Genomic DNA, 17884 nt, shown 5'->3' with positions numbered 1-17884 from the left:
GGAGGAACCGACGAGGCCGACGGGGCGGACGGGTCCGGGCCGCGTGCGAAGATTTGGAGCGTGAGCGAGACGACGGCAGACACCACGGCAGCCACCCCGGCAGTCCCCCCGACCGGTGCCACCCCCGGTCAGCAGCCCGACGCGCGCCGCGGCGCCGCGTACGACTCGGCGTTCCTGCGCGCCTGCCGGCACGAGCCGGTACCGCACACCCCGGTGTGGTTCATGCGCCAGGCCGGCCGCTCGCTGCCCGAGTACCTGAAGGTCCGCGAGGGCATCCCCATGCTGGAGTCCTGCATGCGGCCCGAGCTGGTCAAGGAGATCACCCTCCAGCCGGTGCGGCGGCACAAGGTGGACGCGGCGATCTTCTTCAGCGACATCGTGGTCCCGCTCAAGGCGATCGGCATCGACGTCGACATCAAGCCCGGCATCGGCCCGGTCATCGCCGACCCGATCCGCACCGCCGAGGACCTGAAGCGGCTGCGCCCGCTGGAGCCGGACGACGTCCCCTACATCACCGAGGCGGTCGGCCTGCTGGTCGACGAACTCGGCTCCACCCCGCTGATCGGCTTCGCCGGCGCCCCCTACACGCTGGCCAGCTACCTGGTCGAGGGCGGCCCGTCCAAGAACCACGAGAACACCAAGGCCATGATGTACGGCGCGCCCGAGCTGTGGGCCGCCCTGGTCGACCGGCTGGCCGACATCACCTCCGCCTTCCTCAAGGTGCAGATCGAGGCCGGCGCCTCCGCCGTCCAGCTGTTCGACTCCTGGGTCGGCTCGCTCGCCCCGGACGACTACCGCCGCTCGGTCATGCCGGCCAGCACCAAGGTGTTCGACGCGGTCGCCGGCTACGGCGTGCCGCGGATCCACTTCGGCGTCGGCACCGGCGAGCTGCTCGGCCTGATGGGCCAGGCCGGCGCGGACGTGGTCGGCGTCGACTGGCGGGTGCCGCTGAACGTCGCCGCCGAGCGGGTCGGCCCCGGCAAGGGCCTGCAGGGCAACCTCGACCCGGCGGTGCTGTTCGCGCCGACCAGGGCCGTCGAGACCAAGGCCCGCGAGGTGCTGCACGCCGCGCAGGCGCTGGGCACCAGCGGCCACATCTTCAACCTCGGCCACGGCGTGCTGCCCACCATGGACCCGGAAGCGCTCTCCCGCCTGGTCGCCTTCGTGCACGAGGCCAGCGCCCGCTGACCCACCGCGACCCACCGCGACGGCGGCGGGCCCCGTCCGGGAGACCGGAGGGGGACCGCCGCCGTCGTCGTACCGGGTGTCAGGGCGTCCGTGACCCCTCGTCCTGATCCTGCTCGTCGTCCTGCGCCGCTCCCTGCCCCGGTTCCTGTTCGGCACCGGGCGGGGACGACGGCGGCGGCGGCGCGAAGCCCGGGATCGGCTCCTGGTCCCGACCTCGACCGCGTTCGCGCGGCGTACGCGCCCACCGGCGGCGCACCGCCCACACCGCCGCCGCCACCGGCACCACCACCAGCAGGAACGGCAGCAGCGCGGCCACGGCCACGAACAGCCCGCGCACGATCAGGAACAGCACGTGCCAGCCGCCGCCCAGCGCCGAGCCGACCTTGGCCCAGAAGCCGTCGTCGTCCTCCGGAGCCGGCGCCTCGGGTCGGGCGGTGTCCGGCTTCGGGCGCACGTCCAGCGTGACGGTGGACAGCGAGGTCCGCGCCGACAGCTCCTTCACCTGCTTCTGCAGCGACTCCAGGTCCGCCTCCCGGCGGCTCAGCTCGCTCTCCAGGCTGACGATCTCGGCCAGCGACTTCGCCTGCGCCATCAGCGCCCGCACCCGGTCCACGCTCGCCTGCTGGCTCTGCATCCGGCTGTTGACGTCCGCGACCTGCTGGGTCAGGTCCTCCGCCTGGCTGCGCCGGGACACCACCTCGCCGAGCGCGGCCAGCTGGTCCAGCGTCTGCTGGAACGCCGCCGACGGCACCTTCACCGTGAGCTGCCCGCTCTGCACACCGGTCGCCGCGGGCTCGGGGCCGGTGCCGGGACCGGTGCCGCTCGCAGTCTCGCTCGCCACGTAGCCGCCGGCGGCGAGCGCCAGCGCGCGGGCCCGGTCCAGCGTCTCGTCCACCTTGGCCACCCGCACCGTCAGCTGCGCCGAGTACGCGATCTGCCGGGCGTCCACCACCGGGGCCGCGGCGGGCTGCCCGGTCGCGGCGGCATTGGGAGCCGCCGCCGAGGCGGCCGAACCCGGTCCGCCCGGCGGGGCGTCCCCCTTGGCCGCCTCCCCGGCCGCGGCCTGTGCCGGGGCCGCCGCCGCGCGGTCCGCGGCGCCGTTCTCGGAGCCGGCGCTGCACCCCGCCGCCAGCGCCGCGGCCACCGCCACCGCCGCCAGTGTCCCCGCTCTTCGCCGTCCTCTTCCCACCGTGCGGCCCTCCCGCGTCGACCGTCCGGCGTCCCCCCTCGGGACGCTCGGACCATTCGACGGGAAGCGGCCCGGATCGGATCCCGCCGGAACATCGCGGGTTGATCACGTATCGGCTGCGGGCCGGACAAGGCGTCAGACGGCCTCCACCTCGATCCCCGCGCGCCGCAGCAGCGCCGCCGTCACGCCGTCCCCCGGCCGCAGCGTCCCGCCGAACGTGCCGTCGTACACCTGCCCGCACCCGCAGGACGGGCTGCGGGCCATCAGCAGCGCCCGCCGCGCCCCCGACGCCTCGGCCGCGGCGAGCGCCGCCCGCGCCCCGGCCACGAACTCCTCGGTGCAGTCCGCACCGGTCGCGTCCACCACCCGCGCCCGGCCGTCCAGCACGTCCGCCCCGTCCCCGCCGACGATCTCCGCCGCCGGCCGGGGCGTCGGCAGCCCGCCCGCCCCTTCCGGGCACGCCACGACCCCGCGCCCCTCGGCCACCAGTTCGGCAGCCGCCCGCGCCGTCTTCGCCCGCCCGTCGTACCGACACGGCACCCCGGCCAGACACGCACTCACCAGCACCTTCTCCATGCCGCCGAGCCTAACGAGGTCCCGCACCCGCCCAGGACTCACTACCGTGGGCCCATGAGTGAGTTGCCGGAGTGGATGTACGCACCCCGAGTCGAGGGCTGGTTCGCCGACGACCTCGACCACTTGCCGCAGGCGCCGCGCCACACCGAACTGATCGACGGAGCGCTGGTCTTCATGATGTCCCCGCAGCGGTCGTGGCACAGTCGAGCGGTCACCGGCCTGACCGCAATCCTGGAGGAACTCGTGCCGGAAGGCTTCCTGGCCGAGCGCGAGATGACGATCAAGCTGGACGCGCGTAATCGGCCCGAGCCCGATCTGGTGGTCGCGACAACCGACTACGACCCCGACCGTACGTACTTCGCAGCGGCCGACGTGGCGCTCGTCGTGGAGGTGGTCTCCCCCGAGTCCGCTCACCGTGACCGGGGCGTCAAGCTCCAGAAGTACGCCGAGGCCGGGATCCCGCACTACTGGGTGATCGAGGAGGAGGAGGGACTGCCAGTGGTGCACGCCTTCGAGCTGGAGCGGCCGGTCCGTGCCTACGCCCCGGCCGGGATCTTCCGGAAGCGGCTGGAGCGGCCGGTGCCGTTCCCGCTGGACATCGACCTCGACGCGCTCGTCCCCGCCCCCGGGGCGAAGCGTGCAGCGGATTGAGGCAAAGGTGTAAAGACCTGCGAGACTGCGAACCATGGCGCAGGCACATGTCGTGGTGATCGGCGGCGGTATCGCGGGACTGACCGCTGCCGCCGTGCTCGGTGGGGGTGCGGGGGAGCCCGCGCGGGCGCGGGTGACGCTGGTGGAGGCGTCGGAGCGGCTGGGCGGGAAGCTGTGGGGCGGCGAGGTCGGCGGGGTCCGGGTGGACCTCGGGGCCGAGTCGATGCTGGCGCGGCGGCCGGAGGCGGTCGAGCTGGCGCGGGCGGTCGGACTCGCGGAGCAGTTGGAGCCGCCGACCACCGCCAAGGCCGCGATCTGGACCAGGGGCGCGCTGCGTCCGCTGCCCGGCGGGCAGGTCATGGGCGTTCCCGGGGACCTCGCCGCGCTGGCGGACTCCGGGGTGCTGAGCCCCGAGGGGCTTGAGCGGGCCCGGCACGAGGCGGCCGGCGAGGCGGTCGCGGACGACGTCGCGATCGGCCGCTACGTCGCCGACCGGCTCGGCCGCGAGGTGGTGGACCGGCTGGTGGAGCCGCTGCTGGGCGGCGTCTACGCCGGGCACGCCGACGAGATCTCGCTGCGGGCCGCGGTGCCCGCGCTGCTGCCGCTCGCCCGGGGCGGCGGGTCGCTGCTCGACGGGGTGCGCGAGCTGGCCGGCCGGCCGAAGAGCGACACCCCCGTCTTCCAGGGCCTGCGCGGCGGCCTCGGCACCCTGCCGGCGGCGGTCGCCGCGGCCTGCGCGGAGGCCGGCGTCGAGCTGCGCACCCGCACCGGGGTGACCGCGCTGCGCCGCACCGCCGACGGCTGGCGGGTGACCACCGGCGACGGCGACACCCTGCACGCGGACGCCGTCGTGCTGGCCGTGCCGGCGCCCGCCGCCGCCCGGCTGCTGCGCGCCGACGCGCCGGCCGCCGCCGCCGAGCTGGACGGCGTCGAGTACGCCGGGATGGCGCTGGTCACCCTGGCCTTCCGCCGCGCCGACCTGTCCGAGCCGCCGGCCGGCAGCGGCTTCCTCGTCCCGCCGGTGGACGGCCGCCGGATCAAGGCGTCGACGTTCTCCTCCAACAAGTGGGGCTGGCTGGAGCGCTCGGCCCCGGACACCTTCGTGCTGCGCACCTCGCTGGGGCGGCTGCACGAGGAGGAGCCGCTGGAGCTGGACGACGGGGAGCTGGTCGCCCGCTCGCTGGCCGACCTGGGCGAGGCGATCGGTCTGACCGCCCGCCCCTACGACACCGCCGTCACCCGCTGGCGGGCCGGACTGCCGCAGTACCCGGTCGGCCACCTGGACCGGGTGGCCCGGATCCGGGCGGCCGCGGACCGGGTCGGCGCGCTGGCGCTGTGCGGGGCGGCGTACGACGGCGTGGGCATCCCGGCGTGCATCGCGAGTGCCCGGGTGGCCGTCGCCGGGCTCGACAGAGTGTTGACCCCGCTGACCGGGGCGAACGTCACGGAGAGGACAATGGGCGCATGACTGAGACCGTTGAGCAGCAGGCCGCCGAGCAGCCCGCGAAGAAGAAGGCGCGCGACCTGAACCAGGTCATCCGCTACACCATGTGGTCGGTGTTCAAGCTCAAGGGCGCCCTGCCCGAGGACCGCACCGGGCTGGCCGCCGAGGTCGACGAGCTGTTCGCGCAGCTCGCCGCCAAGGACGTCCTGGTGCGCGGCACCTACGACGTGTCCGGTCTGCGCGCCGACGCCGACATCCTGGTCTGGTGGCACGCCGAGGACTCCGACGACCTGCAGGAGGCGTACAACCGCTTCCGCCGCACCGGCCTGGGCCGGCTGCTGGAGCCGGTCTGGTCGAACATGGCGCTGCACCGCCCGGCGGAGTTCAACAAGTCGCACATCCCGGCGTTCCTCGCCGACGAGCGCCCGCGCGACTACGTCTGCGTCTACCCGTTCGTCCGCTCCTACGAGTGGTACCTGCTGCCGGACGCCGAGCGGCGTGCGATGCTCGCCGAGCACGGCCAGATGGCGCGCGGCTACCCGGACGTGCGGGCCAACACCGTCGCCTCGTTCGCGCTGGGCGACTACGAGTGGCTGCTCGCCTTCGAGGCGGACGAGCTGCACCGGATCGTGGACCTGATGCGCGACCTGCGCCCGTCCCGGGCCCGGCTGCACGTCCGCGAGGAGGTGCCGTTCTTCACCGGCCGCCGCAAGCCGGTCGCCGAGCTGCTCAACGGCCTGGTCTGAGCGGCGCGGCAGGCGAAGGAGGGGTCCCGTCCACATCGGACGGGGCCCCTTCCCGCGTCAGTGGCGGCGTCCGGCGTCCGGCGTCAGTGGCGGCGCAGGGCGGCGCGCAGCCGGGCGTCCGGGAGGGCGGCCGGGCCGTTCATGGCGACGGCGGTGAGCAGCTCGCGCTCGTCGTCGTCGGTCAGCCCGTGCTGGCGCGGCGGGCGCACCTCGCGGAGCACCTCCTGGCCGACCGGCGAGGCCCAGCGGGTGTAGGGGTAGACATCGACCCGGGCCATCAGCAGGGTGCCCGAGGTGAGCACCAGCGGCAGCGAGAACCAGGCCAGCGGGGTCAGCGCGTCACCCTCCAGCAGACCGCCGGCGACCAGCGCGAGGACCAGCAGCACCAGGGAGAGCAGCAGCGCCTGCCGGACCTGCCGGACCACCAGCACGGTGTGCCGCTGGACGGCCGCCGGGGTGGCCAGTCCGGCCAGCGACAGCCGGCTGCCGATCTCCAGCACGGTGGGGTGGGCGGCCATCGCGGCCCGCAGGTCGTCGGTGCGGCACTGGCCCTCCGGGCCGACGGTGGCGATCACCGCACGCTCCAGCCGGCTGCGCCCGCGCGGGTCGACGACGGTGGTCCAGCCGGTGTGGGCGAGGTGCAGCCGGCCCCGGGAGGCCATCAGGACGAGGGCGAGTTCGACGACCCGGTCCGGTCCGCCGGCCAGGTAGGCCGTCTCGTACAGCCCGATGCCGACCGCCTCGGGCGGTCGGGGGCCCTCCTGCCCGGAGAACGCGTCGGCGGCGGCGGTCATCCGGACCAGCCGGATGCAGGAGAGCACCGCGGCGACGCAGGCCGGGAGCAGGAAGAGCAACCACATGGGCTTGTTGTAGACCCGGCCGCGCCGCACGCGGTACGTGTTCCCGGACCGCGATACCGAACTGTGACGTCCGGCGGGGCGTCGGGCGGGGGCGGTGGTCAGGAGCCGCAGCCGCCGCCGCAGCTGGAACCGCAGCTGGACGAGGAGGAGGACCCGCAGCCGGAGGACCCCGAGGAGCAGCTGGACGACGACGAGGAGCTTCCTCCGCAGCCGCTGCTCCCGCCGCAGCTCGAACCCGAGGAACCGGAGCCGGAGTCGGACGAGCCGGAGTTGGAGTCGGAGGAGGAGCCGCACCAGACCGCCGGGCTGCTGCCGCAGCCGGAGGACGAGGAGCCGGAGGACGACGAGGACGAGGAGGACGCGGACGGCGAGCCGGCGGCGGACCAGCCGGCCGCCCCGACCGTCTGGTCGGCGGCGGCCGAGGCGAGCAGCGCCTGCCGCAGCTCCTCGTCGGCGAACTCGACGGCGACCAGGCCGCCGAGCGCGATGGCGCCGAGCAGCGCGGCGTCGGCGTTGCGGGCCCCGTGCCGGGGCCGCCACGGCGTGCCGTTGTCCATCAGGCCGAGCTGGCGGCGCCCGGCCGGGGTGATCCGGCCCTTGGGCGGCCGGGTGCCGAGCAGCGAGAGCAGGCCGACGGCGAGCAGCAGCAGCGGGATCCACAGCGCGGGACCGTCGTCGCCGGACCCGTCGTGCGAGGCGAGCGGGTAGGCGAGGGCGGTGAGGGCCACCGTGAGCAGCGGCGCGAGCCAGATGGACCGGTGCGCGGTCCTCGCCCGGCGCAGCCGGACGGGGTTACGCAGCAGACCGCGCCCGGCGAGCTCGTCGCCGATCGCCTGGACGCCCGGCGAGCGCATCACGGCGAGGCGCAGCGGGTCGAGGTCGAGGCTGCGGGACGGGCCGACCGCCTCGACGATCGCGCGCTCCACGGCGTCCTGCGGGCGGTCGGCGGTGACGGTGACCAGCCGGGAGCGGCTGACCACGACGTGGCCGGCCCGGTGCATCCGGACCAGCGCGGTGTCGAAGACCCGGCCGGGGCCGCCGGCCAGGAAGGCGGCGTGCAGCAGGTGGAGGCCGCGGCCGGGCAGGCCCTGGGGGTTGGGGACGCGCAGGGCGGCCTGCCGGGCCCGTGAGGCCCACAGGACGGTGGCGGCCAGGACGGCGGCGGGGATCAGGTAGTAGGCGTCGTGCCACATGGGCGGTTCCCCCGGTCGGTGAGACGTGGTCCGGGCGCGCGCGGCGCCGTGGTTCGGGCGGTTCTGGGGTGCGGGGTGCGGGGTGCGGTGCGGCGGGAGGCCGCTCAGGTGTCGAGGCCCGGGCGCAGCGCTCGCCGCAGGCGGGCGAGCGGGCCCGGCGGGCGTTCCGGGGCCGGGTCGAGCCACCGCGCCAGCGAGCGGCGGACGTCGGCGTCCGGTCCCGCGCCGCCGGTGCCCGGGTCTTCCGGGCCTGGGCCTCCCGTGCCCGGGTCTTCCGGGCCCGGGCCTTCGGCGAGCACCCAGGCGGCGAAGGCCCGGGCGTCGGCGCGGTAGCCGCCGGTCTGCGGACGGCTGCGGGCGTAGGCGAGGAACAGCGGGCCGTACTGCGCGCCGAGCAGGCGGGGCAGGGCCGGGGCGACCTTGGCGGCGGTGTCCCGCCGTTTGGCGGCCAGACCGGCGGCCTGCGCGCGCACCTGCGCGGGGTCGAAGCCGGGCGGCACCGGGCCGCCGGCCACCAGGGCGGTGAGCAGCTCGGTCTGCCGGGCGGCCAGCCGGGCGCGGGCGGCGTCGGTGCCCCGGTCGGTACTGGCGCCCGGCCGGGTGTCGGTGCCCGGGTCGGTGCCGGTGTGCGGAGCCGCGGTCATCGGGCGGCACCGCCGTCCAGCACCCGCCGGATGGCGTCGAGCTCGGCCGCCAGCTCGGCGGGCGGCGGGAACGCGGCGTCGCGCTCCAGCAGCACCCCGGGCGGGGTGACCCGCGCGCACAGCTCGGCCAGCACCTCCAGCACCGGCTCGGTGACCGGGTGGGCGTGGGTGTCGTGCCAGACGCCGTCGACCAGGGTGCCGCCCGCGACGTGCACGTAGGCGAGCGCCTCCAGCGGCAGGCGGTCCAGCTCGGCGGCCGGGTCGATGCCGAGGTTGACCCGGTTGGTGTGCAGGTTGGCGACGTCGATCAGCAGCCGTACGCCGGTGCGCTCGACCAGCTCGGCGAGGAACTGGCCCTCGGTCAGCTCGTCGTCCGGCCAGGCCAGCTGGGCGGCGATGTTCTCCAGGGCCAGCGGCACCGGCAGCCGGTCCTGGGCGATCCGGACGTTCTCGGCGATCACCCGCAGCGCGTCGCGCGAGCGGGGCACCGGCAGCAGGTGGCCGGCCTCCAGGCCGCCGGCCCGGACGAACGCCAGGTGCTCGGTGACCAGCGGCGAGCCGAGCGCGCCGGCCGTCTCGGCGAGCCGGTCGAGACGGGCCGGGTCGGGCCGGTCGGCGCCGCCGAGGCCGAGCCCGACGCCGTGCGGGACGACGGTGAGGCCGCGCTCGCGCAGGATCCGCAGGGACTCCGGGAGGTGGCCGGCGCAGAGGTTCTCGGCGACCACCTCGACCCAGTCCAGGCCGGGCTGGCGCTCGACCACGGTGTCGATCTCGCTGCGCCAGCCGAGGCCGATGCCGAGCCGGCGGGCGTCGTCGGTGGTGTGGGTGGTGTGGGTGGTACCGGTGGTGTGAGCGCTGCCCGTCGTCGGTGCGGGCGTACGGGGTGCGGGCGTGGGCGGTGCGGGGTGCAGGGCAGGGGAGGTCATCGATGCGCCCCCTTCGGAGGGCCGGGTGGGAAGGCCGTCGGTCGGCCGGGCCTCGTCGCCGGGGCCGCCGGGCCGTGCTGGTGAGCATGTCCCCGGGCGGCTCGGCTGCCAAGCCTGGTCCGGTCATCTCAGAGCATTACTTGAGCTTGGCGTGGCGTCAATGAGCGATCCGTACCGCCGGGCCGCGGCATCGCCGCAGGTCGGGGCGGTCCCGGCCGGAAAAACCAGGGGCGGACGGTCCGGCTGTGGGGCTACCGTGACCTCCCTATGACACTTCTGACGATTCGTGACTTCCGACCGGAGGACGCCGAGGCCGTCGCGGCGGCCCACCGCGCCGGCCGTGAGCACCTGGTGCAGACGCCCGAGATGTTCGTCTGGCGCGAGGCCCGGCCGCCGAAGGGCTCCCACTACCGGACCTTCGTCGCCGAACTGGACGGCCGGGTGGTCGGCGCGGTCCGCTGCGGGGTGGTCGTCGGCACCACGACCACCGGCGTCGGCCACGCCAACGGCAGCGTCCTGCCCGGGTACCGGCGGCGCGGAGCCTTCACCGCCCTGCTGGCCGCCGCCGAGCGGCACCTGGGCGGGCACGGCGTCGTCGAGCTGCACAGCTGGGTGGACGACGAGCCCGGCTCGCGCGCCTTCGCCGAGGCCCGGGGCTTCACCGCCGGCCGCACCGCCCACTTCGCGGGCCGCGACCTCGCCAAGCCGCTGCCGCCGGCCCCGCCGCTGCCGGCCGGTGTGGAGCTGCGCCCGGCGAGCGACTTCGCGGCCGATCCCCGCCCGGTCTACGAGATCGAGGTGGACGCGGCGCGGGACGAGCCGGGCGAGATCGTGCTGGACGCCGTCGAGTACGACGCGTGGCTGGCAGGGGAGTGGAACCGTCCGGACCTCGACCGCGAGCTGACCGTGGTCGCCGTGGCCGACGGCCTGCCCGTCGCGTTCAGCGCCGTCAGCACCGACGGCGCGGACCGCTACTGGTCGGCGTTCACCGCCTGCCGCCGGGCGTACCGGGGGCGGGGGCTGAGCAAGCTCGCCAAGCTGGAGTCGCTGCGCCGCGCCCGCGCCGCCGGTCTGCGGCGGGCCTACACCTCCAACGACGCCACCAATGCGCCGATGCTCGCGATCAACGCCTGGCTGGGTTACGAGCGCTGCGCGAGCGAGCGGAAGTACATCAAGCGCCTGGACGGCGGCGCGGCCGGAGGTGGTGACGGAGCGTGACGAGACGCTGAGCCGTCCGGGTGAATTCGGGGCGTCCACCCGCGTGGGCGCTGGATGGGGCCCGGAACGCGTGCGTTCCCGGGGCCTCACGGGGCATCACCTCCGCGCAGTCTGTTCGTGCCCGAGTCGTCGGGCTTCCGCGCGGGGGTGCCATGGAGATCCTGCTCCAGATCCTGGTCGGGTTCGTCCCGGCGGTGATCGGCTTTCTCGCCGCCCGCTCGCTCGCCCGCACCAGGCTCTTCCTGCGCTACGGCTTCCTGCGGGTGCTGCTCGGGCCGTACGGCCGGGTGCAGATCGTCACCCCGAGCGTCGAGGCCGCCGAGTTCGCCTACGCCAAGGACGGCTGCCGGCTCACCAGCCGGGGGCCGCGGAACGTGCTCTTCATGCCGATGGCCGAGGCCCGGGCCATCGCCCAGCTCATCGACCTGCTGCGGAAGATCAACCGCAAGGCCACCATCGAGCTGGTCACCGCGGGCGCGCAGGACCCGAGGATGCCGACCTTCTCGATCGGCGGGCCGGCCGTCAACGCCTACTCGGCCGGCGTCCTGGCGGCCGGCTTCCCGGACTTCCGGCTGGAGCACCCGCACGCGGCCCGGGCCCGCTGGGGCGGGATGATCTTCGAGGCGCAGTACAACGCGGCCGACGAACTGGTCCGCGACCACGGCTTCGTGTTCGTCACCCGGACCGGCCGGCAGGCGCCCTGCGTGGTGCTCTGCGGGGTCTTCGCGTTCGGGTCGGCGATGGCGGTGGAGGCCCTGGCGGCGGCCGGCCGGCAGTCCCCGCTGGCCGTGCTGTTCCGTTCCGGGGAGAAGGGGTTCGTCGCCGTCGAGGGCCGGGTGATCGGCCTGGACACCGTGGACGTGACGGTCGAGGTCTGCCGCATCCTGCCCTCGGCCTGAGTGCGCGGGGGCAGGATTCGGCCGCCGCGGATCCGGGCAAACGGGACAGTCCGGGAGACTCTGGGACAGGAAGTGGCCGGATTCATCAGGCTTTTGCTCCACTACTGTCACATCATCGGCATAATCGCGCCCATGACGATCAACCGTGCGAACGTGAGCGCGATTGCCGAGGACCTCTACGTCTGGCTCCCGCCGAAGCGAGGATGGGGCCTGGCCAACTGCGGACTGCTCGCCGGCCCGCGGACGGCGCTGTGGATCGACACGCCGTACGACCCCTCGCTCGCCGCCGAGTTCCTCGCCGAGAGCCGCAAGCGGCTGGCCGACGGCGTCACCGTCGACCGGATCGTCGTCACCCACGCCAACGGCGACCACCTCTGGGGCGCGGGCGTGCTGCCGGACGCCGAGGTGATCGCCACCCGCGAGGCGCTGGAGCACATCCACTGGGAGCCGACGCCCCAGCAGACCCACGGCCTGGTCGTCGGCAGCGACCCGGACTCGCCGCTCGGCGACTACCTCCGGCGCCACTTCGGCCGGTTCGACTGGTCGCACACCGAGCCCGTCCACCCGGACACCGTCTTCCACGGCGAGCTGGAGCTGCGCGTCGGGGAGTACCCCGTGCAGATCACCGGCCTGCCCGCCGCGCACACCGGCGGCGACCTCATCGTCCACCTCCCGCGGCAGCGCGCGGTGTTCAGCGGCGACGTCATCTTCGGCTCCACCGCCGCGCAGCCCGGCGACCACCCCTCGCACTGGGCCGGGCCGCTGGAGAACATCATCGCCGCCTGCGAACAGATCCTGGCCACCGGCGCCGAGATCATCGTCCCCGGCCACGGCCCGGTGCTCGACCGGGCGGGCGTGCGCGAGCACATCGCCTACCTCGACCACGTCCGCGAGCGCGCGCACGCCCTGCACCGGGCCGGCCTGCCCGCCCTGGACGCCGCCCGGCGGATCATCGCCGAGCAGCGCCACCCCGAACTCGGCCTGCCCGAGCGGCTGGTGCTCACCGTCGCCGCCGAGTACCGGCACCTGGAGGACAGCGCGGTGCCGAACATCCTGGAGGCGATGAGCCAGGTGGCCCTGGTCGCCCGGGAGCTGGAGCAGGACGCCGAACGGCGCGCCCCCCGCCCACGCGCCTGAGCCGGCCGCCGCCCCCCGAACCGCCCGTACCGCCCCCGCCCCGAGTCCGTTCTTCGTACAAGGAAACTCCGAGGACGCCGATGACGCAGCTGCTGGTCCCGGCCCTGGCGCTGATCGCGCTCGCCGCGCTCGCCGCGGCCGGGTGGCTGGCCCGCGGCCGCTCCCACGCGCTGGCCCGGGCCGCCGCCGCCGAGGCCTCGACCGGCCTGGCCGAGGAGCGCGCCCGGGTGGCCGAGGGCCGGGCCGGCCGCTCCGAGCAGCAGGCCCGCGAGGCGCGGGCCGAGGAGCAGCGGTCGGCCGAGCAGGCCCGCGGCGCGGCCGAGAGCGCGCTCGCCGCCGAGGACCGCGCCCGGCGGGCCGAGCACCGGGCGGCCGAGGACGGGCAACGGGCCGCCGAGGCCGACCAGGTGGCCGCCGAGGCGCGGCAGCGCGCCACCGGCGCCGAGCGGGCCGCCGCGGCGGCCGAACGCCGCACCGCCGCGCTGCTCGCCGAGATCGGCCACCTCGCCACCGAACGCGTGGTCGCCGCCGCCCTGCGGCTGAGCCACCCCAACGCGCCGATCGCCGGGCCGCTCGACGCCGCCGCCGTCGGCCCGGACGCCGTCCAGGCCCTGCAGGCCGTGCTGGACGCCGCCTCCGCCGCCGTCACCGACGAGCGGGAGCGGGTCGACGCCGCCGCCCGCGCCGCGATGCGCGGCGCCACCTCCAAGATCCAGACCCTGCTCTACCAGATCCAGAGCCTGGTCCAGCAGCTCCAGGACGACAACGACGACCCCCGGCTGCTGGAGGTCGACTTCCGCAACGAGGTCGCGCTGCGCCGGATCCAGACCGTCGCCGTGCTCTGCGAGGCCTGGCCGGGCCTGGCCCGCACCGACTCGCCGCTCGCCGAGGTGGTGGTCGGCGCGCTCTCCCGGGTGCCCGGCTACGCCCGCATCAAGGTGGCCAACCACCTGCGCGAGGACCGGCTCGCGGTGGTCGCCCGGGCCGCCGAGCCGGTGGCCATCGCCGTCGCCGAACTGCTCGCCAACGCCACCGCGTACTCGCACCCGGAGACCGACGTCCCGGTCACCGTCCAGCAGGGCGGCCGGGGCGCCCTGGTGATCGTCGACGACAGCGGCATCGGCATGGAGGAGGACCAGCTGCGCCGGGCCCGCCGGCTGCTGGCCGGCCCGCCCGAGGTGCTGCTCACCGAACTCGGCAACCCGCCCAGGACCGGGTTCGCGGTGGTCGGCAAGCTGGCCCGGCAGTACGGCTTCTCCTGCCACGTCGAGCCCTCCCCGTACGGCGGCATGCGCGCGCTGGTGCGGATCCCGGCCGGGCTGCTGACCGTGGTCGACGAGGAGCAGCCGCTCTCGGTGCTCACCCCGCTGCCGCTGCGCCCCGGGCCCGCGCCCGCCGCGCCGCCCGCCCCGGGCCCGACGGGCGGCCGCGTCCGCGACGGCGTCCCGGCCATTCGGGTCGTGCCGCCGGTGCCGGACGCGCCGGGCGAGCCGCCGGTGCCGGACGCGCCGGGCGTGCCGCCGGTGCCGGACGCGCCGGGCGAGCCGCCGGTGCGCGCGGTCCCGCCGGTGCGGGCCGTCCCGGACGGGCCCGCCCCGGAGGACGACGGCAGCGGCCTGCCCAGCCGCCGCCGGCGCCGGCCGCTGACGCCCGGCCCGCAGTCCCAGGCCGCCTCCGCCGGAGCACCGGACCGGGGGCCGGCCACCGTCCGCCCGCTGCGGACGCCCGAGCAGGCCGCCGCCCGCTGGCAGGCGCTCCAGCACGGCACCGGCTCGGGCCGCGCCGCGGTCGCCGAGGCCGCGGCCGCCGAGTCCGGGACCGCCGAGTCCGGGACCGCCGAGGCCGAGGCCGAGGCCGAGACCGAGCGGACCGCCGACGCGACCGTCACCGAGGCCACCGGCACCCGTACCGAATCCGCCCCCCACCCCCCGTCCCCCGCGGCGACCGGCCCCGCCGGCGCCGACCGGGCGGCCCCGCCCCGCCCCGACGCCGACCGCACCGGCGCCGGTCCCGCGGACGCATCGGGCCGCCGCACCACCCAGAACCTCTGAGGAGCCGCGCCGTGAGCAGCACGCCCAGCCCCACCCGCACCACGCCCAGCCCGTCCGACACCGACGGCATCGCCTGGGTGCTGACCCCGCTCCTGGAGCTGCCCGGTGTCGTGCACGCGCTGATCGCCACCGGCGACGGCCTGGTCGAAGCCGCCTCCGACGGCCTCGCCCGCGCCTCCGCCGAGCGGGTCGCCGCGATGACCGCCACCGTGCACGCCGCCGCCCGGGCGTTCACCACCGCCTTCACCGACGCCGAGCAGCCCCGGCTGGCGCAGACCGTCGTCGAGTCCGAGCTGGGCTTCGCCGTCGTCGTCCCGGCCGGCGAGAACACCTCGCTCGCGGTGTTCACCACCCCCGACGCCCAACTCGGCAACGTCGCCTACCAGATGCAGGTCCAGGTCGCCGCCCTGGGCCGGGCACTGGCCAGCCCGGCCCGGCGTCAGGACGCCCCCGCCCGGTCATGACCGCCACTCCCCGCAGGCGGATGGTGCCCGCCTACCTGGTCACCGGCGGCCGGACCCGCCCGGGCGGCGACGGCTTCGAACGGCTCACCGTGCTGTTCGCGACCGGCGCCGACCGCCCGGCGGCGCTCGCGGAGCTGGAGGCGGAGCACCACCGGCTCTGGGACCTCTTACGACCCGGCGCGCTCACCGTGGTCGAGGCCGCCGCGCACCTGCGGCTGCCGGTCAGCGCCACGGTCTTCCTCGCGGCCGATCTGGTCGAGGCGGGCTGCCTGCACGCCCGCGCGCCGATCCCCCGCGCCCAGCAGACCGACCGCTCCCTCGTCGAGAGGCTCCTCGTTGGACTCCGCACTCTCCGGTAACCCGCCCGGCCCGGGGCGGCCGGACCGGGTGGGTTACCTGCCCGACCCCGAACAGACGCTGATGAAGCTGGTGGTCGCCGGCCCGTTCGGCGTCGGCAAGACCACCTTCATCCGCACCCTCTCGGAGATCCCGACCCTGCACACCGAGGAGGCGATGACCGAGACCGGCGCCCCCGTCGACGACGTGGCCGGCCTGCCCGGCAAGACCACCACCACGGTCGCGGTCGACTTCGGCCGGCTCACCCTGCCCGGCGAACTGGTGCTCTACATGTTCGGCACCCCCGGCCAGCGCCGGTTCTTCCCGCTCTGGCAGGACATCGCCCGCGGCGCCATCGGCGCCCTCGTCCTGGCGGACACCCGCCGGCTCGCCGACTCCTTCGAGATCATGGACATGGTCGAGGAGCAGGGCCTGCCCTACGCGGTCGCCGTCAACCGCTTCCCCGACTCGCCGGTGCACCCGGCCGCGGTCCTGCGCAGCCACCTCGACCTGCACCCCAGCACCCCGCTGGTGCTCTGCGACGCCCGGGAGCGCGGCTCCAGCCTGGACGCCCTGATCGCGCTCACCGAGCACGTCCTGCACGGCCTGCCCGCCTCCGCCCCGGCCCCGGAGCAGCCATGACCACCGACCCCGCGCACCCCCCGGCCCCGGAGCAGCCATGACCACCGACCCCGCGCACCCCCCGGCCGCGCTGCACGGCCCGGCCTTCGCCGCCGACCCGCAGGCCGTCTACGAGCGGCTGCGCCGCCAGGGCCCGGTCGCCGAGGTGGAGATCGCACCCGGCGTCACGGCCCTGCTGGTCACCGACTACCAGGCCGCCCTGGACCTGCTGCGCGACACCGACACCTTCTCCAAGGACTCCCGGGCCTGGCAGCGGACCGTCCCGCCGGACTCCCCGCTGCTGCCGGTGCTCGGCTACCGGCCGACCGCCCTGTTCAGCGACGGCGCGACGCACGCCCGCTACCGGCAGGTGATCACCGACGGCCTGGCGCTGCTGGAGCCGCACCTGCTGCAGCGCCGGGTCGCCGAGGTCGCGCACCGGCTGATCGGCGCCTTCGGCGAGACCGGCTCCGCCGACCTCATCGCCGACTACGCCCGCCGGCTGCCCGTGCACGTCCTCACCACCGGCTTCGGCGTGCCCGACGAGCACCGGGAACGGCTGGTGGCCGGCATCGTCGGCTCCATCGAGTCCACCCGGCACGCGGTGGCCGCGTACACGGACCTCGTCGAGGTGGTCACCGGGATGGTCGCCGAGCGCCGCGAACGCCCCCGGCACGACCTCACCTCGTGGTTCCTCACCCACCCGGCCGGGCTGGACAACGACGAGGTGGTCCGGCAGATCACCCTCACCATGATCGCCGGCAACGAGCCGACCACCAACCTCATCGGCAACGCCCTGCTGCGCCTGCTCACCGACGCCCGCTACGCCGGCTCGCTGTTCGGCGGGGCGATGACGGCGCACCAGGCGATCGACGAGGTGCTCTGGCACGAGCCGCCGCTGGCCAACCTCTCCGCCCACTACCCGCGCGTCGACGTCACCTTCCACGGCCGCGCCATCCCGGCGGGCTCGCTCGTCCTGGTCTCCTACGCGGCCGCCAACTCCCAGGCCGCCCCGCCCGCCGCCACCGCCGACGGCGTGGACACCGCCGGGCTGCGCAGCGGCGGCTCCGCCCATCTGGCCTGGGCGGCCGGCCCGCACGCCTGCCCGGCCCGCGACCCCGCCCTGCTGATCGCCATCACCGCGATCGAGCAGCTGACCAGCCGGATCGGCGACCTCGTACTCGCCGAGCCCGCCGACGCCCTGCACTGGCGCCCCGGCCCCTTCCACCGCGCCCTGGTCCGCCTCCCGGTCCGCTTCACCCCGGTCGCCGGATAGCGCGGGGCCCGGGCACCCCACGGGTGTCCGGGCCCTCCACGCGTTCACGCGCTCCTCGTCACTCCGCCGGCTTCAGCGTGAGCGAGACCGAGTTGATGCAGTATCTCTGGTCGGTCGGCGTGCCGTAGCCCTCGCCCTCGAAGACGTGGCCGAGGTGCCCGCCGCAGCGGGCGCAGCGGACCTCCACCCGGCGCATGCCGAGCGAGGTGTCCTCGATGTACTGGACGCGGTCCCCGGCGAGCGGCGCGTAGTAGGACGGCCAGCCGCAGTGGCTGTCGAACTTGGTCTCCGAGCTGAACAGCTCGGTGCCGCAGGCCCGGCAGCTGTAGACGCCGACGGTCTTGGTGTCGGTGTACTCGCCGGTGAACGGGCGCTCGGTGCCGGCCTCCCGCAGGACGTGGTACTCCTCGGGGGAGAGCTGGGCGCGCCATTCGGCGTCGGTCTTCTCGATCTCGTAGCTCATGA

17 protein-coding genes and 1 pseudogene are annotated in these 17884 nt (G+C 75.8%); 12 read left to right on the top strand and 6 right to left on the bottom strand.

Annotated elements, in window-relative coordinates; all coding sequences use genetic code 11:
- The first annotated feature begins 174 nt into the window (after positions 1-174).
- Complete coding sequence (gene hemE, locus ACFVVU_RS11585; protein ID WP_387789581.1) at positions 175-1188, top strand: uroporphyrinogen decarboxylase; 1014 nt, start codon at positions 175-177, stop codon at positions 1186-1188.
- A 79-nt stretch (positions 1189-1267) separates the two neighbouring features.
- Here the strand turns inward: hemE and ACFVVU_RS11580 are convergent, their stop codons facing one another.
- On the bottom strand, positions 1268-2338 hold the full coding sequence (locus ACFVVU_RS11580; RefSeq protein WP_387789441.1) for a DUF4349 domain-containing protein: 1071 nt from the start codon (positions 2336-2338) through the stop codon (positions 1268-1270).
- A 174-nt stretch (positions 2339-2512) separates the two neighbouring features.
- Positions 2513-2953 (bottom strand): DUF523 domain-containing protein, encoded by a 441-nt coding sequence (locus ACFVVU_RS11575; RefSeq protein WP_387789439.1) that lies wholly within the window; start codon positions 2951-2953, stop codon positions 2513-2515.
- A 54-nt stretch (positions 2954-3007) separates the two neighbouring features.
- Between ACFVVU_RS11575 and ACFVVU_RS11570 the strand changes: the two genes are divergently transcribed.
- From ACFVVU_RS11570 to hemQ, 3 genes are read left to right on the top strand one after another with little or no spacing between them, the layout of a single operon-like run.
- A complete protein-coding gene (locus ACFVVU_RS11570; RefSeq protein ID WP_387789435.1) occupies positions 3008-3604 on the top strand; it encodes a Uma2 family endonuclease in 597 nt (198 codons plus the stop codon).
- Positions 3605-3638: 34 nt separating this feature from the next.
- Positions 3639-5072 carry a protoporphyrinogen oxidase gene (gene hemG / locus ACFVVU_RS11565; RefSeq protein WP_387789433.1) on the top strand — a complete coding sequence of 478 codons (1434 nt, stop codon included), beginning with the start codon at positions 3639-3641 and terminating at the stop codon, positions 5070-5072.
- Complete coding sequence (gene hemQ, locus ACFVVU_RS11560) at positions 5069-5794, top strand: hydrogen peroxide-dependent heme synthase (RefSeq protein ID WP_355369185.1); 726 nt, start codon at positions 5069-5071, stop codon at positions 5792-5794. The genes hemG and hemQ overlap by 4 nt, the downstream gene beginning before the upstream one ends.
- An 83-nt stretch (positions 5795-5877) precedes the next feature.
- Here hemQ and ACFVVU_RS11555 read toward each other — a convergent pair whose 3' ends face one another.
- From ACFVVU_RS11555 to ACFVVU_RS11545, 3 genes and pseudogenes are all read right to left on the bottom strand, one after another.
- The gene (locus tag ACFVVU_RS11555) at positions 5878-6654 is read right to left on the bottom strand and encodes a TIGR04222 domain-containing membrane protein (RefSeq protein WP_380684025.1); all 777 of its coding nucleotides are present in this window, start codon (positions 6652-6654) and stop codon (positions 5878-5880) included.
- A gap of 98 nt (positions 6655-6752) precedes the next feature.
- Positions 6753-7847 carry a TIGR04222 domain-containing membrane protein gene (locus tag ACFVVU_RS11550; RefSeq protein ID WP_380684023.1) on the bottom strand — a complete coding sequence of 365 codons (1095 nt, stop codon included), beginning with the start codon at positions 7845-7847 and terminating at the stop codon, positions 6753-6755.
- A 104-nt stretch (positions 7848-7951) separates the two neighbouring features.
- A pseudogene (locus ACFVVU_RS11545) lies at positions 7952-9417 on the bottom strand (DUF692 family multinuclear iron-containing protein).
- 267 nt (positions 9418-9684) lie between these two features.
- Here ACFVVU_RS11545 and ACFVVU_RS11540 point away from each other — a divergent pair.
- From ACFVVU_RS11540 to ACFVVU_RS11505, 8 genes are all read left to right on the top strand, one after another.
- Positions 9685-10635, top strand: a complete 951-nt coding sequence (locus tag ACFVVU_RS11540; RefSeq protein WP_387789431.1) for a GNAT family N-acetyltransferase — start codon at positions 9685-9687, stop codon at positions 10633-10635.
- A 152-nt stretch (positions 10636-10787) separates the two neighbouring features.
- Entirely contained in the window at positions 10788-11534 is a 747-nt protein-coding gene (locus tag ACFVVU_RS11535) for a hypothetical protein (protein ID WP_387789429.1), read from the top strand.
- Positions 11535-11666: 132 nt separating this feature from the next.
- A complete protein-coding gene (locus tag ACFVVU_RS11530) occupies positions 11667-12671 on the top strand; it encodes an MBL fold metallo-hydrolase (RefSeq protein WP_387789427.1) in 1005 nt (334 codons plus the stop codon).
- An 80-nt stretch (positions 12672-12751) separates the two neighbouring features.
- Positions 12752-14722 carry an ATP-binding protein gene (locus ACFVVU_RS11525; protein WP_387789425.1) on the top strand — a complete coding sequence of 657 codons (1971 nt, stop codon included), beginning with the start codon at positions 12752-12754 and terminating at the stop codon, positions 14720-14722.
- Between the two features lie 11 nt (positions 14723-14733).
- The gene (locus ACFVVU_RS11520) at positions 14734-15186 is read left to right on the top strand and encodes a roadblock/LC7 domain-containing protein (protein WP_355369171.1); all 453 of its coding nucleotides are present in this window, start codon (positions 14734-14736) and stop codon (positions 15184-15186) included.
- A complete protein-coding gene (locus ACFVVU_RS11515; protein ID WP_355369169.1) occupies positions 15183-15545 on the top strand; it encodes a DUF742 domain-containing protein in 363 nt (120 codons plus the stop codon). The genes ACFVVU_RS11520 and ACFVVU_RS11515 overlap by 4 nt, the downstream gene beginning before the upstream one ends.
- Complete coding sequence (locus tag ACFVVU_RS11510; protein WP_380684694.1) at positions 15523-16164, top strand: ATP/GTP-binding protein; 642 nt, start codon at positions 15523-15525, stop codon at positions 16162-16164. The genes ACFVVU_RS11515 and ACFVVU_RS11510 overlap by 23 nt, the downstream gene beginning before the upstream one ends.
- Positions 16165-16201: 37 nt before the next feature.
- A complete protein-coding gene (locus ACFVVU_RS11505) occupies positions 16202-17419 on the top strand; it encodes a cytochrome P450 (RefSeq protein WP_380684693.1) in 1218 nt (405 codons plus the stop codon).
- 58 nt (positions 17420-17477) lie between these two features.
- Here the strand turns inward: ACFVVU_RS11505 and msrB are convergent, their stop codons facing one another.
- The gene (msrB, locus tag ACFVVU_RS11500) at positions 17478-17882 is read right to left on the bottom strand and encodes a peptide-methionine (R)-S-oxide reductase MsrB (RefSeq protein WP_355369165.1); all 405 of its coding nucleotides are present in this window, start codon (positions 17880-17882) and stop codon (positions 17478-17480) included.
- Positions 17883-17884 lie beyond the last annotated feature (2 nt).

The sequence above is a fragment of the Kitasatospora sp. NPDC057965 genome (assembly GCF_042887135.1).
Classification (GTDB): Bacteria; Actinomycetota; Actinomycetes; order Streptomycetales; family Streptomycetaceae; genus Kitasatospora.
Note: the sequence above shows the minus strand (reverse complement) of the source record. Positions and strands in the feature narration are given on the sequence as shown.